Annotated in this window: 15 protein-coding genes and 1 tRNA gene; 11 read left to right on the plus strand and 5 right to left on the minus strand. The window is 61.6% G+C overall.

Going from position 1 to position 14939, the window contains the following annotated elements; genetic code table 11:
- Nucleotides 1-614 precede the first annotated feature (614 nt).
- Nucleotides 615-989 carry a VOC family protein gene (locus tag GSQ79_RS21275; protein ID WP_158810795.1) on the plus strand — a complete coding sequence of 125 codons (375 nt, stop codon included), beginning with the start codon at nucleotides 615-617 and terminating at the stop codon, nucleotides 987-989.
- A 278-nt stretch (nucleotides 990-1267) separates the two neighbouring features.
- On the opposite strand, the gene GSQ79_RS21280 is transcribed toward GSQ79_RS21275, so the two are convergent.
- Complete coding sequence (locus tag GSQ79_RS21280) at nucleotides 1268-1906, minus strand: TetR/AcrR family transcriptional regulator (RefSeq protein WP_158810796.1); 639 nt, start codon at nucleotides 1904-1906, stop codon at nucleotides 1268-1270.
- A 67-nt stretch (nucleotides 1907-1973) separates the two neighbouring features.
- On the opposite strand from GSQ79_RS21280, the gene GSQ79_RS21285 reads away from it, so the two are divergent.
- Nucleotides 1974-3137 carry an FAD-dependent monooxygenase gene (locus GSQ79_RS21285; RefSeq protein ID WP_210253165.1) on the plus strand — a complete coding sequence of 388 codons (1164 nt, stop codon included), beginning with the start codon at nucleotides 1974-1976 and terminating at the stop codon, nucleotides 3135-3137.
- Nucleotides 3138-3450: 313 nt separating this feature from the next.
- On the opposite strand, the gene GSQ79_RS21290 is transcribed toward GSQ79_RS21285, so the two are convergent.
- Nucleotides 3451-4107: a TetR/AcrR family transcriptional regulator gene (locus GSQ79_RS21290; protein ID WP_158810797.1), complete on the minus strand. Its 657-nt coding sequence runs from the start codon at nucleotides 4105-4107 to the stop codon at nucleotides 3451-3453.
- A gap of 111 nt (nucleotides 4108-4218) precedes the next feature.
- Here GSQ79_RS21290 and GSQ79_RS21295 point away from each other — a divergent pair, with 111 nt between their 5' ends.
- From GSQ79_RS21295 to GSQ79_RS30405, 3 genes are all read left to right on the plus strand, one after another.
- A complete protein-coding gene (locus tag GSQ79_RS21295; RefSeq protein WP_158810798.1) occupies nucleotides 4219-5184 on the plus strand; it encodes an amidohydrolase family protein in 966 nt (321 codons plus the stop codon).
- A 41-nt stretch (nucleotides 5185-5225) separates the two neighbouring features.
- Nucleotides 5226-5366, plus strand: coding sequence for a cupin domain-containing protein (locus tag GSQ79_RS29100; protein ID WP_210253166.1), 141 nt, complete (start codon nucleotides 5226-5228; stop codon nucleotides 5364-5366).
- Nucleotides 5367-5604: 238 nt separating this feature from the next.
- Nucleotides 5605-5823, plus strand: coding sequence for a helix-turn-helix domain-containing protein (locus GSQ79_RS30405; protein WP_368669964.1), 219 nt, complete (start codon nucleotides 5605-5607; stop codon nucleotides 5821-5823).
- Nucleotides 5824-6071: 248 nt separating this feature from the next.
- Here GSQ79_RS30405 and GSQ79_RS21305 read toward each other — a convergent pair whose 3' ends face one another.
- Nucleotides 6072-6536 carry a helix-turn-helix domain-containing protein gene (locus tag GSQ79_RS21305; protein WP_158810799.1) on the minus strand — a complete coding sequence of 155 codons (465 nt, stop codon included), beginning with the start codon at nucleotides 6534-6536 and terminating at the stop codon, nucleotides 6072-6074.
- 26 nt (nucleotides 6537-6562) lie between these two features.
- On the opposite strand from GSQ79_RS21305, the gene GSQ79_RS21310 reads away from it, so the two are divergent.
- The gene (locus GSQ79_RS21310) at nucleotides 6563-7375 is read left to right on the plus strand and encodes an SDR family NAD(P)-dependent oxidoreductase (protein WP_158810800.1); all 813 of its coding nucleotides are present in this window, start codon (nucleotides 6563-6565) and stop codon (nucleotides 7373-7375) included.
- A gap of 432 nt (nucleotides 7376-7807) precedes the next feature.
- Nucleotides 7808-8410, plus strand: coding sequence for a hypothetical protein (locus tag GSQ79_RS21315; RefSeq protein ID WP_158810801.1), 603 nt, complete (start codon nucleotides 7808-7810; stop codon nucleotides 8408-8410).
- Nucleotides 8411-8917: 507 nt separating this feature from the next.
- Here the strand turns inward: GSQ79_RS21315 and GSQ79_RS21320 are convergent.
- Nucleotides 8918-9007: transfer RNA gene (locus GSQ79_RS21320), tRNA-Ser, on the minus strand.
- 290 nt (nucleotides 9008-9297) lie between these two features.
- Between GSQ79_RS21320 and GSQ79_RS21325 the strand changes: the two genes are divergently transcribed.
- Nucleotides 9298-9615: a hypothetical protein gene (locus tag GSQ79_RS21325; protein ID WP_158810802.1), complete on the plus strand. Its 318-nt coding sequence runs from the start codon at nucleotides 9298-9300 to the stop codon at nucleotides 9613-9615.
- 146 nt (nucleotides 9616-9761) lie between these two features.
- Complete coding sequence (gene msrA / locus GSQ79_RS21330; protein WP_158810803.1) at nucleotides 9762-10418, plus strand: peptide-methionine (S)-S-oxide reductase MsrA; 657 nt, start codon at nucleotides 9762-9764, stop codon at nucleotides 10416-10418.
- On the opposite strand, the gene mepA is transcribed toward msrA, so the two are convergent.
- A complete protein-coding gene (gene mepA / locus GSQ79_RS21335) occupies nucleotides 10419-11375 on the minus strand; it encodes a penicillin-insensitive murein endopeptidase (protein WP_158810804.1) in 957 nt (318 codons plus the stop codon).
- 228 nt (nucleotides 11376-11603) lie between these two features.
- Here mepA and GSQ79_RS21340 point away from each other — a divergent pair, with 228 nt between their 5' ends.
- Both GSQ79_RS21340 and GSQ79_RS21345 read left to right on the plus strand, forming a co-directional pair.
- Nucleotides 11604-13424 (plus strand): methyl-accepting chemotaxis protein, encoded by a 1821-nt coding sequence (locus tag GSQ79_RS21340; RefSeq protein ID WP_158810805.1) that lies wholly within the window; start codon nucleotides 11604-11606, stop codon nucleotides 13422-13424.
- A gap of 89 nt (nucleotides 13425-13513) precedes the next feature.
- The coding region (locus GSQ79_RS21345) for a methyl-accepting chemotaxis protein (RefSeq protein ID WP_210253168.1) at nucleotides 13514-14939 on the plus strand (1426 nt) is incomplete at its 3' end.

The following is a 14939-nucleotide window of genomic DNA, read 5'->3' on the forward strand; positions in this document are numbered from 1 at the left end:
TGCGTAGAGGGGATGCCGTAGTGACCGGACCGATCGTATGACGCATCTACTCGACTCCATACTTGCCGTATCGAGCCGCAACGGTGTTTTCACTATACCGTTCCAATTGAAACGCGTTCGCGTATTGGGCGCGACTTCATGTCGCCCATAATACTTTCTCGTCCGCCGTTTCCTCTGGCTGTCCTCCGTCGCGAAAAACTCAGATCAACCCAGAAGACGGAGTGGTCGAGAAGAAGCATTCGCGCCAGATCAGTCATTCGGATGCCCTGACCCTTCGACGCGATCCGCCAATCGGCTCCGTAGCGAGCGACGGGAGCCGCCGCGATGGTGTCGAACCTGTAGCTAATACAGGCCTGGATGCGGTTGTCGGTGTCGCCGACACGGAAACCGCTGAACGAGTCGCGTCCGGCGCCCAGCCGACGTGAGTGACGTGGCGATCGCAAGGACGGGAGCCGGCAAAGCCGGGCGGGGTGACGTGTTTCGCCTTCGAACGTCCGCTTCTGAGAAGGATCGGCACGATTGCAAACATCCGATTTGGGCGCCTTGCGAAAATTGATGCGGTGTCAGCGAGCAGACATCTGCTATCGAGGAAGAATCATTTCTGGGGAGGAAGCATGTTCACTCACGTCATGATCGGCAGCAACGATTTGGAGCGGGCTAGGAGCTTCTATGACGCCACATTCGCAGCGTTGGACTGCATGCCCGGCGAAATGGATGTCAGAGGCAGGCTGATCTATACCCACGAGGGTGCCCGCCTGATGATTACAAGACCGATCGACGGCAATTCGGCGACAGCGGCCAACGGCGGGACCATCGGGATCGCCGCTCCAAGCCGTGACCACGTTCTTGCGTGGCACGAGGCCGGCGCTACGCATGGCGGTACCGCGATCGAAAGCCCGCCCGCTGAGCGCCCGAACGGGTCCTTCGTCGCCTATCTTCGCGATCCGGACGGGAACAAGCTTACCGCACGGACTCAGCCGACGAAGTGACAATGTTGGCAACAGCCGCGATGGAGATCAATCGTCCGCTTGTCGAGATCGGTTACCTGCAAGCGGGATTACAGGAAGTCAGCAACGGGTCGGCAGTCACCATTTTTGTGGCCATGTGCCCACGTACGGAATGTGGCAGGGTCAGAAGGCCAGGTTGGGGGGCTAAGCGGAAAGTCCGCTTGTCGGCACCGTTCCAACTCTCCTTTTGGCCGGAAGCGGACGGTCAGCTTTCGGCTCTGCATATCCAGAAATCGGTCGTCTAGCCGCCCCTGTAACGATCACGCATATGTGGTGCCCGCTATGGCCGCCTTGATGCCGGTAGCTCCTCTATCGATGATAGCTAGAAATGCCGCTTTCGCCGGCTCTGGATCGCTGCGGCTTCGATATACGTCGTGTGCCTGGATAAATGCGACTGTCCAGGTCGCCATGAGGAGGCTGGCGGTGAGATAGGCGTCCGGATCGGAAGCCGGTCGACCAAAGGACGTTGCGAGCGCCTCCGTCATAGATCGTACAACCTCATCGCGAATGGCACGTGCTCGCGCCTTCAGCGCCTCGCTTGCCGCGACGGTCTCAACAAACCGACGACTTTCGTCGAAGAACCGGATGTAGGATCGGTCCTCCGCAATCAATCGGTGAGCCAGCAAGCGAAGCTTTTCGACCGGAGCCATTTCCGGGTCGCGCGATCTAATGGCGTCGAGAACCACGTCGCGCGCCTCCTGATCCTGGTCGAAGAACATGTCTTCCTTGCGGGGGAAGTGATTGAAGACGGTCATCCGACCGACATCGGCGGCGGCGGCAATTTCATCGATAGTAACCCCCTCAAACCCACGCTCCAAGAATAAGCGCGTGGCCGCATCCGAGATGCTTTGCCGGGTGGCCAGCCGTTTGCGAGTTTGTCGATTCGGGCGATCCGTCATCCAGCCTTGCTAAATCTATGTACTCAGTACATATATAATCTCGGTATCGCATGGTCGGAGAGTTCGGATGGAAATGCAAGAGTGTCGCGCCGAAAGCACCGCGCCCATTGCCAGGCGTGTGCTCGTCTCGGGTGCGAGCTTCGCCGGTCTCGCCACGGCCTATTGGATGAATCGGCTTGGTTTTCAGGTGACGGTGATCGAAGTCGCGAGCGGTCTCCGGAAGGGAGGCACGCCCGTGGATATCGAGGGAGAGACGATCGATATCCTCGCTCGGATGGGGATGATCGACGCCGTCCGCGCGAAAGCACTTCCCCCACGTGGGTTTGAATTCCAGAACGCGGACGACAGTACCGTTGGTACGATGGGGACGCAGTCCGACCCCGACGGAGTGCCAAGCGAGAGATATGAGATCCACCGCGCCGACCTGCTGGACATTCTCTTCGCCTCGGTGGCGGAAGCAGTCGAAGTGTCGTTTGGGAAATCTATCAAACACTTAGAGGATCGACCAGACCAAGTAGCGGTAACGTTTAGTGACGGCTCCAGCTCCGACTATGCGCTGGTTTTCGGCTGTGACGGCAACCGATCCAACACGCGACGACTAACGTTCGGGGAAGATGACTTCTCGTTCTTCATGGGAGGCTACTTCTTCATCAAAGTAGTGCCAATCACGACCCTGCTCCCAGCTAACACGTCGCAAATATTTAGCGTACCCGGCCGCACGGCGCTGCTTAACGGCTACGACGATCAAACCGATGTTGCGTTCGCTTTCCGAACCGAGCGCGAGATTGAGTATGCCTATCGCGATCGGGAGCCACAATGTCGTTTGATCCACGACCATTTTTCCAACCTCGGATGGAAAGTGCCGGCCATGCTCGAACACGTCGATGCCGACGAAGAATTCTATTTCGACAAGTTGAACCAGATCAGAATGCCTGCCTGGTCGAAAGGGCGGGTCACCCTGGTAGGAGACGCGGGTTATTGCGTGTCCCCGTTGGCTGGAATGGGCGGCTCTATGGCGATCATCGGCGCGGCGAGGGTGGCGGATGCCATGCGCTGTCACGGAGATGATTATGCTGCAGCGTTTGAAGAGTACGAGGAGAAGCTGCGCCCCTTCGTCGAAGAAGTGCAACAGAAGGCGGTCAGCTTTGGGATGACAATGATGTTCCCGGCCGATGACGTTGAACTGGCAGAGCGAGACCGCAAAATCAGTGCGGGTATCCTAGACGTTTAACGACGCGTTAATGAACCTTTAACATCAACTATGGGCTGCTTTCGGGAACGGACCTGACCGTCGCGAGTGTCGCGAACGGCGCATTGCCGACTTTGATCCTATGCCAAGTCGGACCGGAGCCGATCGGTAGCTTCTAAGCGGTTGCTGCAACAGGCCACTTTTGAGCCGATCAAGTTCCTTCGACGATCAACCCTAGTATTGGCGCCTCGGCATCTCGGTGTTCGCAAGTCGGTGCCACTTCACGTTGACGACCTTCGAACAATCTGCGCATCTGCGCGGTGAGCGGTACACCTAGGTCGCCTGTCATCGCGACCTATGGATCCGGCTTTATGACGCCTCCCAAAAACAAGGCCCAAGCGCTGTTAAAGAAGGCGTCCCGATCGCTTGCATCTAAAAGCCCTTGGCGGCCCATTAGCGCTTCCTGCACAGCCCACCCGGTGCACAGTCCTGTCAATGCCCGATGTAATTCCTTTAGGACGGCGTCGTCACGGATCTGGCCCTTTTCTTGAATGACTTTCAGCAAGCGCAAAATGACATCGTCGTAGGGGTCTAGGGCGTCGGCCCTGACGTGGTGGATCAGGTTCGGGAATCGATGCGCTTCAGCGATGATGACGCGGTAGACAGCGACGGCGCTAGGCATGGAGGCCAAGTCCAGCCTTGCCCGGCACGCGGTTCGCAAAGCAGTCATGGGATCGGGAGACGACGTCTCGGCCAAGGTTGCGCTCCCCAACAGCGTCTCTGCTAAAGCGGTCACCACGGCCTGGAATAGCGGCTCCTTGGACGGATAGCGTCGATAGATCGTCGTCTTGCCGGTGCCGGCAGCTTGCGCGATCTGCTCGATCGACGTTCCGGCATAGCCTTGCTCGGTGAACAAACGCATCGCCGTAGCCAGAATGTGCTGGTCTAAACCCTCGCTTTGCTGCGCGATCGGCCGCCCCTGACGTCGAGCATCCTGCGGCTTTCTTGCCATCCCAAAACCTTTCTGGCGATCGACCTTGAACGTCCCAACATTTGGCACATATAGATACGATACCGTATCGTTCCTATAAGCGCCATCCTATTAATGCCAAAAGGACCTAAAATGATCGAACCGACGAACGGCCCGTCCTATGACTTCTGCCGAATCGACATGCACGCGCATTATCTGCCGCCCTCGGTCAAGGCGGCTTCGGTTCCCGGCCAGGGCCATATGCTGTCGTCGCCGATGCCGTCGTGGAGCGTGGAAGAAGCGATCAAGTTCATGGATCGCCATCACATCCACAGCCAAGTCCTGTCGCTTCCGGTGTCCACCCCCGACGCGAACGTTCGGGACATGAACACCTACAGCGCATCGCTCGTAGCGAAACACCCCGACCGCTTCGGCTTCTTCGCTTCGCTGCCCTTGCCCGACATCGCGCGGTCCGTCGAGGAGATCGGCTACAGCTTCGACGAGTTGCATGCCGACGGGATCGTCTTCTCCAGCAACTACGGGGACACCTATCTTGGCAATCCCGTGTTCGATCCCGTCTACGCGGAACTCGACAGGCGGAAGGCCGTCGTATTCGTCCACCCCGACACGCCGGTCGGCTTCGAAAGCACCGCACTGGGGCGGCCAGGGCCGCTGATCGAGTTTCCAATGAACACCGCCCGGACCGCGGTGGACATGCTGTTCGCGGGCGTGTTTCGACGATATCCCAATATTAGGTTCATCCTCGCTCATGCCGGCGGCGTCTTGCCGACCCTCGCCGAGCGCATCGCGTCGCTTGGGTCGTTGCCGTGGGTTCCCAATCCCCTTGGTCTCAAGCACGACGAGATGCTCGCGAGCTTGAGTGGCCTTTTCTACGATACGGCGATTGCCGGCACTGCAGCCTCCCTTTGGCCGGTCGTCGAGATCGCAGGTCCGGATCAGATCGTGTTCGGCACGGATTATCCGCCCGCGTCGGAGCCGGTGATCGGCCAGAACATCGAAGCTGTGGCTGCTTTCAAGGGGCTCACCGATCAGCAACGGGATGCGATCGGGTCGAACACGGCCAAGCTGTTCCCACGGTTGGCATCCGCCGCTCGGTGACGCTCGGATAACCATATCCCTGCTCTTCTAAGGAGCCAGGTATGGCAGTCGACGGCGGCGGAGACACTGTGATCCTCGGTGGTCACTTCGTCTTCACCGGCGCCCATGCGGGCATTCTGCTGGGAGCCATGCCGCCGATCGTGCATCTCCGCGAAGACGCCGACAAGGCGGGGTTGGGTTAAGCCCTGGAGCGGATGCGGCACGAGTTAGTAGACGACCAGCCTGGCGGCACCGCATTGCCCAACACCTTGCTCACATGATGCTCGTGCAGGCATTGCGGCTCTACCTCGCGGAAGGCGTCGACCGCAGCGCCGGGAGGTTGTTCGCTCTCGGCGACCCAAGATGGCCCCGGCGATCGGCGTCGTGCACGCTGACCCAGGGGCGCGCTGGACCCTGCAAACCCTGTCCGGGAAGGCAGGCATGTCGCGCTCGAGCTTTGCCCAAAAGTTCTTGGCGACCGTCGGGTTCTCGCCGATAGATTACCTTACGCGGTGGCGGATGCTCCTGGCTTGCGATCGACTGGCCGAGAACATTGAGTCTATAACCGCCATTGCCTTGTCCTTCGGGTACGAATCCGAGAGCGCATTAAGCACGGCGTTAAAGCGCGTAATGGGCTTTACGCCACGCCGCTCTGCCTAGTCCCCGACGGCGGGTAATCTGATACGCGCAGCGGCATGACAGTCGGCAACGGATCGCTCGGACGCGATCGACCGCTTCAGGAGAGGTCCGTAGCATGGCGTGTACGGCAATCATGGGGCGTGGTGCCAGCCGGCCGAACGATCCTGGCCGACAGCGGGCTGCCTGCTTGGCAAGCCAACCAGCATAATGCAGACGTCTGGACCCGTTTGTGTTACCCGAGTCAAGCCGCTCTCAATGCTCGTGAAGGCCTAAAAACAGATGCCATTAACGGTCAAGCCATGCCCCCGACGCGGGGCGTCGGTCGGGTCAGTCTGTGTGGCGGGATGTCCTTCGGAAAAACGCCGTGCCTCAAAGAGGACGGGCATTAACTTCCGGCTTTCCTCCGACAGTCGATATTTAACACGAAGAGGCTTTTCAGCAAAGTCGATCCTCTCGACCAGACGATCTTTCTCCAACTCGCTCAGATGCTGTGTGAGCATCTTCTGCGAAATGTCGGGCATGTCGGGCAGCAACTGCGATGATCGCATGGTCGGGTCGGCAAAGAGACGGAATAGAATAGGAAGCTTCCAACGACCTTGGATCATGCGCAATACGCGCGTCACATGCGCGGCGGCGCCATCCGGACCAAGACAGAAAGCCCGATCCTCAGTCGCAACGGGCACTTTAAAGTGCGTACTTGTCTCACTCTTCGTCTTGATCGACCTAGCTCCCATCACTGACGTAGAATGGGCTTTGAGCGGTGGATCTGCAACTTCACAACAAGACGGCGCTGGTGACGGGAAGCAGTAAGGGGATTGGCGAGGCAATCGCCACGGCGCTTGCGCGAGAGGGGGCGAGCGTCGTCGTCCACGGCCGCGATGCCGCGCAAGCCGAGAGCGTCGTAAACGCCATCGTCGCAATGGGAGGCCGCGCCATTGCCGTGCTTGGCGACCTGACGCTGGAGGAAGCGGTGCAAAGGCTCGTTGCGGAGGCGGAAGAGCGCGTCGGCGCCATACACATCTTGGTCAATAACGCCGGAAGCTCGGGGCCTAAAGATGATTGGCGGACAACCTCGGCCGCCGGATGGGCATCTACCTACGATCGGAATGTCCTTGCCGCGGTCCGCGTTAGCACGCGCGTCCTGCCGAGGATGCGGAAGGCTGGCTGGGGGCGGGTGATCAACATCTCAAGCGGAGCAGCAACTATGCCTCCTGTGAGCGGACCAGACTATTCCGCTGCCAAAGCAGCAATCAACGCCATGACGGCCTCAATGGCGAAAGCGGTGGCCGCCGACGGTATTACGGTCAACGCAATCTCTCCGGGAGCGATAAAAAGCGCCAAGCTGGAAGATGGCTTTCGTGCCATTGCAGCATCAAGCGGTATCGCGGCGAGCGATGCGCCATGGGAGGACATCCAGCGCGGCGTCCTGCCGTTGTTCGCCGACGTTCCGCTTGGTCGAGTCGGAGCGCTGAACGAACTTGCGGACGCCGTCGCATTCTTGTCGAGCCCGCTTGCAGGGTACATCACCGGCGTCAATCTACACGTTGACGGCGGCTTCTCATCGATCCCCTAGCCGAATTGCTGTGTGCCCTCGGGATTGAGCTTGAGCAGATGAACGGACGGCGGCTTCGGGTTAGCGGCTTCGAGGACCGGGACGGCAACAATGGGCGCAGTCTTGACCATCAACTTTGGCCAAAAGCGGACCAGCAGCTCTGCGGCTATGGCCTTTGAGATAAGCCATCGATTCGTTGGCCTCGCCCGTCGCCCGCGCATCGTGCGCAATTGACTTGAAGTGCCGAACGCGAACGTAATGCCTAACCGCGAATAATCTCTCCAACGGCATAATACGAAAGATGTAGAGTTTCAAATCCATGGTAGACAGGCTATCTCAGTAAAATAACCGAGCAGACATTTGCAAATATGCCGCACGCGCTACTTTATAAAGTATCTCTCTATTTTTATCCCGCCGCTCCGCTTAAGTAGCCAACAAGATGGAGCGTGCGGCGTGAGATATCTTGCAATTATTTTCCTTGTTGGTGTGAGCGCGTTGGCAGGCTGCACCACCGTCCCCAGTTTCGACGGTCTGTCGCGGGTTCCAGTGAGTGCAGTCGTCGCTCGGCTGAAATGCGATCTGAGATACGTCGCAAGAGCTAAGACGAAAGACCCTCTGCACCGCTACGATTTCCTCGCGCATTGGGCCGCCAAGGTCCGCCTGACCATCGCCGTGGACGACACGGTTGGTTTGAACCCGGGAGCAACGATTACGGAGCCCCTGCGCAACGCTTACGCCGTCGTTGCCGGGCCTACGAGCCTCGGAGGTTCGACTATCGGCAGTGTCGCTCAAAGCTTCGGAGTGGGTATCGGTGCCGGCCTGTCCACCGAGGCGGTGCGCCAGGAAGACCTCGAGTTCTTCCTGTCTTTTGCAGAGCTGACCGACGACGGGAAGATCTCTAAATACGAGGGCAACAAATGTCAGGAGCCTTTCGGGCAACTCCTGGAAAGCGACATGAAGCTGGACGAGCTGTTCGATTCGGCGCTGCAGCCCGTGGCCGATCGGGTACTGACGACCGGTGACCATCCACCATTGACGCAAACCGTCCCTGGGTAAGCGCTCTTTTTATTTTCGCTTAATGGCGATTTGCCAACAATGAAGCTCCGACGCAAACCTTTTCGGCACTTCAAGGAAGATGCATCAACTTCGCGCTTATCCGGCGCGATCACATTATCAAAGCCACCCAAAGGCATAACCTGGACTCCCCGCCGCTTTGTTAGCCGGAAGCGTTCTCGAAGGGAAAGTCGGTCGGCTGATAGGTCAAGTTCTTCCAGCCCGCAATCGGCCTGCTGGAAACAGAACGTCCTCTGATGGCCGTCGTGATAAACGGGGGCGGCCTCTATCGCGACGAACCCGCAATCAATCAACACTACAGACCGACCATAGCTGGGGTGAGGGCCGGCAAGTTAAGTTTGTCGTCGGTGGGCTCGCCCAATTTGCAAAGCGTCCAAGAACGTCCCTTTAAGCTGGCTCAATCCAGCAAACTTTGTGGGGCTTTTCGTGGGGCAGCGGCGAGCCAACAGCCTAATTATTAAACAAAAACAATAGTTTATCAGGTGTATCTGGCGGAGGGAGCGGGATTCGAACCCGCGATACGGTTGCCCGTATACACACTTTCCAGGCGTGCGCCTTCAACCACTCGGCCACCCCTCCGTCACGACATGGGAGGCTCGGCCGCCAGAAGGCGGCACGACCCTTGAGGGGGTCTGCCATGTCGCCCGCGTCACTCCGGGCCATGGTCAGGGGCCTTGGGGCCTTGCGGCCCGATCGTGGGAGCGCGCACTATAGTCATGCGCGGGCAGAGTGCAAGGCGACCCCGCCGCAGTTTTCCCGCTCTTTCCAAGCCGATTGACCGGCCGCCGCCCGCGGCCTATGCGCTGTCGATGAGGCCGTCCCGGGCGCCCGCCCGGGCACACGGCACCGTCCGCACCCACGATTGTCCGATGCTGCGTCTGGTTTTCCGCTTGATCGGCTTCCTGTGCCTTGCCGTGGCCTTCGCGGCGCTGATCGTCGACGGGACCCGCTCGATCGCCGCGGGAACGCCGGCAATTCTGCCGCTTGGGGGGACCGTTTCGGCGCTGGCGCCCGATCTCTTCGTCAGGCTGCATACCGGGATCGCAACCCACGCACCGCTGCTCTGGGATCCCGTCCTGGTCACGCTGCTCCTGCTGCCGGCCTGGCTCGTCATCGGGGTCCTCGGAATCGTGCTCGTCGCCTTGACCCGCCGGCCGCGCCCCAAGATCGGCTATTCCCGGCGCTAGCGTCGGCGTGGGGCGGCCAGCAGCCGAACGCGATGCGTCCGGAAAAGCCTGCGGGCCCTGGGTTGCACCGCCGGCTTCGACGCCCATCTATTGCACCAAAAGACATTCTGCGGAGGCCTCGAGCGCTCCGAGCCCGAGGAGACCCGATGTTTTCCTTTCGCAAGCCGATGACGATTCCGACTCGGGACGACGCCCTGCCGGGCCGCCTCGAGGCGCTACCGACGGCAGAGACCCATTATGTCAACAGCATCCCGCTCAAGCCGCCTTTTCCGCACGGGATCGAAACCGCGGTCTTTGGCCTCGGCTGTTTTTGGGGCGCGGAGCGAAAGTTCTGGGAACTGCCGGGCGTCTACGCAACTGCGGTCGGCTATGCTGGCGGCCTAACGCCGAACCCGACCTATGAAGAGGTCTGCAGCGGGCACACCGGCCATAACGAAGTGGTTTTTGTCGCCTACGATCCCGCCGTGATCGCCTATACAGCGCTGCTGAAGGTGTTTTTCGAGAGTCATAACCCGACGCTCGGCATGCGCCAGGGCAACGATGTCGGGACCCAGTACCGCTCCGGCCTCTACGGCTCGCCGGCCCAACAGGCCGAGGCGCGGGCGGTCAGGGCTGCTTATGAGCCGGCGCTACGCGCGATGGGCTTCGGCCCGATTACCACGGAAATCATGGACACGCCGCCCTTCTATTATGCCGAAGCCTACCATCAGCAGTATCTCGCCAAGAATCCGGCCGGGTACTGCGGACTCGGCGGCACCGGCGTGCGCTGCCCGGTGGGGACGGATGCGACCGCCGCAGTCTAGTCAGCGTTCGCCGATCTGCTGCCCCGGGGCCGCCGCGACGGCGCGGCATTGGGCCGGCATCTGTGCCATGGTGATCGGCGGCTTCGGCCGCGGCGGTGTCGGGCTTGGGCGGGGATGGATGATCCCGTTGGCGAACCAATGCGTCAGCGACGCATCGCAGCCGTCGCCCGATCCGGGAATCGGCGCCTGAACCTCGCAGGCGGTCTCGCCGGGCGGGCAGGCGAGGCGGATGTGGAAGTGGTAGTCGTGCCCCCACATCGGGCGCACTTTGGTCAGCCAGCTTCTGTCGCCCCGCGCGTCGCGGCAGATCGCCTTCTTGATCGCGGCATTGACGAAGATGCGCTCGACCTGGCGGTCCTTGGCGGCCGCTTCGATGGCGCCCATGACATCCGGCGTCCAGACGCGCGGGTCGACGTCGAGACGATCGTCGCGCACGATCATCTGCGAGGGCTGGGTCTCGCGCTCCTCGCGCGTCAGCCGGCGGTTCGGCATCGGCCGCAGCCAGACGTCGGCGTCGAGGCCGAGCTGGTGCGAGGCATGCCCGTTGAGCATCGGGCCGCCGCGCGGTTGCGCCATGTCGCCGATCAGAAGGCCAGGCCAATGGGTCGTCTGTTTCACATGCGCCGCGAGCCGCTCGAGGAAGGCGAGCAGCACGGGGTGGCCCCAGAAGCGGTTGCGGGAGGGCCGCATCACCTGCCAGTCCGGCCCGTCGAGCGGCAGGGGCCGCGCCCCGGCGATGCAGCCTTTGGAGTAGAATCCGTAGACATGCGCCGGCATTGCGGCCGGCGCGCGGGCGCGGCCAAACACCTGCTTTGCCGGGAGTCGGGCATCGCCCGGGTTGGCCAGCGGCGGCAGCGCTTTGGGATTGAGCGTGCCCAGGTCCTGAGCCCGAGCGTCGGATGCGGCGCCCTGTCCTGCCGCAAGGAGCATCAGAGCGAACAGGCGGTAGCGCATCATGCTGTCGATCCTCGGGCCCGGATTCGGTGAGAGGGGCTGCCCTATCTGCCTTGGTTGCGGCCCGATGTTCAAGGCACGGCCGATGCGGCGGTCTCCGGCGGCGCCCGACACGCGGCGCTCGGAGCCGAAGGCACGAACCGCCTGCGAGCCGCCCGGGAAAGATAAAATATTAAGGCTTCTTCTGCTAAGTCGGTAAAATCAAAAGGGTTTCCGACGATGCGGGCTGTCATGTCAAGAATGTCCATCACCCGGCAATTCAGTTTGCTTGCCATCCTTGGTGTCGTTCTCACACTGGCGGGTTTGGGCCTTGCGTTGAAGCGCGGCTACGATCTCGCCTTCGATGCCAAGCGTGCCGAGGTCAAACACCTGGCCGAAGCCGCAAGCACCCTGGTGCAGTTTTATATTCAGCGCGAGCGCAGCGGCGACCTGACCACCGCCGAGGCGCAGAAGCGCGCCACCGACGCGCTGCGCGCCATCCACTTCGACGGCAACAATTACTTCGTCATCTATACGTTCGCCGGCGACGCCGTGCTGATTCCGAACAAGGATCTGATCGGCACCAATCGGCTGGGCCAGACGGACAGCCACGGCCTGACCTACGTCAGATCGTTCGTCGATGTCGCGACCTCGGGCAAACCGGGCTTCGTCAACTTCTACTTCCCCAAAGCCGGCGAGACGACGCCCGAGCCGAAAATCTCTTACGTGGTCGGTCTGCCCGAGTGGAAGTGGCTGATCCAGACGGGCCTTTACGTGGATGACGTCGACTCCGCTCTCTTCGACAGCACCACCAAGCTCGCGGAAATCTTCGTGCCGCTGCTCGTCGGCTTTCTCGTCATCGTTTTCTTCATGCGGCGGACCGTTGCCAATCTGCTGGCCTCGCTCGCCGACGGAATGCGGCGGCTCGCGCAGGGCGACCTGGACGCGTCGATCGTCGGCCGCGGTCGTCGCGACGAGATCGGCCAGATGGCCGAGGCCTTGATGACATTCCGTCAGGCTGCCATCGACAAGGGTAGCCTCGAGCGGGAAACCGAGGAACAGCGCCAGGCGCTCGATTCCGAGCGTCGTCGCAAGGCCGAGATCGATCAAACCGCGATGACCGCCAACCGCTTCGTGGTCGACTCGCTCGGCACCGCCTTGGCGCGGCTTTCGGAAGGCGATCTGTCGCTTCACGTGGCCGAACCCTATTCCGCCGAATACGAGGCGATCCGCGAGAACTTTAACGCCGCGGTGGCGCAGTTGCGCGAAACGATGAGCGTGATCGCGTCGAACACATCGGGCATCCGAACCGGCTCCGTCGAGATCGCCACGGCAGCCGACGACCTGGCGCCACGCACCGAACGCCAGGCCGCGACGCTCGCCGAAACCGCCGCGACGCTTGCCCAGATCGCGACCACCGTCGGCGAGACCGCGCAGGGCGCCGAACTGGCGCGGCAGATCGTATCCACCGCGATCGGGGACGCCGAGCAGGGTGGTTCGGTCGTCCGTGGTGCCGTTGCAGCGATGGGCGAAATCCAAAATTCGTCGCAGCAGATCGCGCAGATCATCGGCGTCATCGACGAGATCGCCTTCCAGACCAATCTGCTGGCGTTGAACGCCGGGGTCGAGGCGGCGCGTGCGGGTGATGCGGGGCGCGGGTTCGCCGTTGTCGCGAGCGAAGTCCGCAGTCTGGCGCAACGCTCCGCCGAGGCGGCGAAAGACATTAAGGTGCTGATTTCGACCTCGACGACGCACGTCGGCACGGGCGTCGAGCAGGTCGCCGAAACCGGGCGGGCGCTCGAGCGGATCCAGGGCCGCATCGGCGAGATCAACGCGCTGGTCGGCAAGATCGCCACGTCGGCGCAGAACCAGGCCAAGAGCCTGTCCGAGGTGAATGCGGCGATCGACCAGGTGGACCGGGTAACGCAGCAGAACGCCGCGATGGTCGAAGAATCCACGGCCGCCAGCCACTCGCTGGCGTCCGAAGCCGATGCGCTAGCGGGATTGGTCGATCGTTTTTCGCTCGGTCGAGACACGCGCACGGTTGCCCCCAAACGAAAGCGCGCCGCCTAGCCTGACGTCGATCGCGGTCTTGAGGCGGTCGATAGACGTGAACTTTGCTTTGATTCCTATGCATTGCCGTTCGGACCAAGAGGATTTCCATGCGCGTCTCGTCCACGATGTCCATCACGCGTCAGTTCAGCCTGCTTGCGGCGTTGGGCGTCGCCCTCACGGTGGCTGGTCTGGCTCTCACGCTCAAGCGCAGCTACGATCTCGCGTTCGAGGCGAAACGCAACGAAGTGCAGCACCTGTCTCAAGCGGCGGCGTCGCTGGTGCTGCCGTTCGTCGCCCAGGAGCGCAGCGGCGTGTTGACCAAGGCCGAGGCGCAGCAGCGCGCGTTGGCTGTCCTGCAGTCCGCGAAGTTCAGCGCGAACTACTTCTTTGCCTATGATTTCGACGGGAACGCGCTCGTCATGGCGAAGAAGGAGCTCATCGGCAAAAATCTCATCGACGCGGTCGACGCCCACGGGCGGCACTACATGCGCTCCATTGTCGATATCGCCATCGCCGGCCGCGAAGATTTCGTCGAATACGATTTTCCTCGCCCCGGCGAGACCGAGATCCAACCCAAAATCTCCTATGTCCTCGGTATCCCGGACTGGAAATGGGTCATCGGCTGCGGCGTCTATGTCGACGACATCAAGGCGACGATGCTTGGCGACATGCTAAAGCTCGCCGAGATCTTCGTGCCGCTGTTCGTCGGCTTCATGGTGATCGTCTTCTTCATGCGGCGCGCCGTTTCGCGTCTTCTGTCGTCGCTCGCGGCAGCGATGCGGCGCATCGCGTCGGGTGATCTCGATGCGCAGATCGTCGGACGCGGACGCACCGACGAGATCGGACAGATGGCGGAAGCGCTCGTCACCTTTCGTCAGGCCGCGATCGACAAGGGGCAACTCGAGCAGGAGACTGCGGATCAGCGTCGGGTTCTCGACGAGGAACGTCGCCGCAAGGCCGCGATCGACCAGGCTGCGATGACGGCCAACCGCTTCGTGGTCGAATCCCTCGGCACGGCTTTGGCGCGTCTGTCGGACGGCGATCTTTCGATGAACGTCGCGGAGCCCTATTCCGCCGAGTACGAAGCGATCCGCGAAAACTTCAACGCCGCCGTGACCCAGCTCCGCGAGACGATGACGGTGATCGCCTCGAACACGGCGGGCATTCGTACGGGTTCGGTCGAGATCGCAACCGCCGCGGATGATCTCGCCCAGCGCACCGAGCGCCAGGCCGCGACCCTTGCCGAGACGGCGGCCACGCTCGGCCAGATCGCGAACACGGTCGGCGAAACGGCGCAGGGCGCGACCCTGGCGCGGCAGATCGTGTCGACGGCAATGAACGATGCCGAACAGGGCGGCGTGGTCGTGCGCGGCGCGGTGGCGGCGATGGGCGAGATCCAGAAGTCGGCGCAGCAGATCAGCAATATCATCGGTGTCATCGACGAGATCGCGTTCCAGACCAACCTGCTGGCGTTGAACGCCGGTGTCGAGGCGGCGCGGGCCGGCGACGCGGGACGCGGCTTTGCCGTCGTGG

It is taken from the genome of Beijerinckia sp. L45, assembly GCF_009765775.1.
Taxonomy (GTDB): domain Bacteria; phylum Pseudomonadota; class Alphaproteobacteria; order Rhizobiales; family Beijerinckiaceae; genus RH-AL1.

Bases quoted from the DNA above. Each gene is read 5' to 3' on its own strand.
- GSQ79_RS21275 (WP_158810795.1), top strand. From the start codon at position 615: ATGTTCACTCACGTCATGATCGGCAGCAACGATTTGGAGCGGGCTAGG.
- GSQ79_RS21280 (WP_158810796.1), bottom strand. From the start codon at position 1,906: ATGACGGATCGCCCGAATCGACAAACTCGCAAACGGCTGGCCACCCGG.
- GSQ79_RS21285 (WP_210253165.1), top strand. From the start codon at position 1,974: ATGGAAATGCAAGAGTGTCGCGCCGAAAGCACCGCGCCCATTGCCAGG.
- GSQ79_RS21290 (WP_158810797.1), bottom strand. From the start codon at position 4,107: ATGGCAAGAAAGCCGCAGGATGCTCGACGTCAGGGGCGGCCGATCGCG.
- GSQ79_RS21295 (WP_158810798.1), top strand. From the start codon at position 4,219: ATGATCGAACCGACGAACGGCCCGTCCTATGACTTCTGCCGAATCGAC.
- GSQ79_RS29100 (WP_210253166.1), top strand. From the start codon at position 5,226: ATGGCAGTCGACGGCGGCGGAGACACTGTGATCCTCGGTGGTCACTTC.
- GSQ79_RS30405 (WP_368669964.1), top strand. From the start codon at position 5,605: ATGTCGCGCTCGAGCTTTGCCCAAAAGTTCTTGGCGACCGTCGGGTTC.
- GSQ79_RS21305 (WP_158810799.1), bottom strand. From the start codon at position 6,536: ATGGGAGCTAGGTCGATCAAGACGAAGAGTGAGACAAGTACGCACTTT.
- GSQ79_RS21325 (WP_158810802.1), top strand. From the start codon at position 9,298: ATGCTGCGTCTGGTTTTCCGCTTGATCGGCTTCCTGTGCCTTGCCGTG.
- msrA (WP_158810803.1), top strand. From the start codon at position 9,762: ATGTTTTCCTTTCGCAAGCCGATGACGATTCCGACTCGGGACGACGCC.
- mepA (WP_158810804.1), bottom strand. From the start codon at position 11,375: ATGATGCGCTACCGCCTGTTCGCTCTGATGCTCCTTGCGGCAGGACAG.
- GSQ79_RS21340 (WP_158810805.1), top strand. From the start codon at position 11,604: ATGTCAAGAATGTCCATCACCCGGCAATTCAGTTTGCTTGCCATCCTT.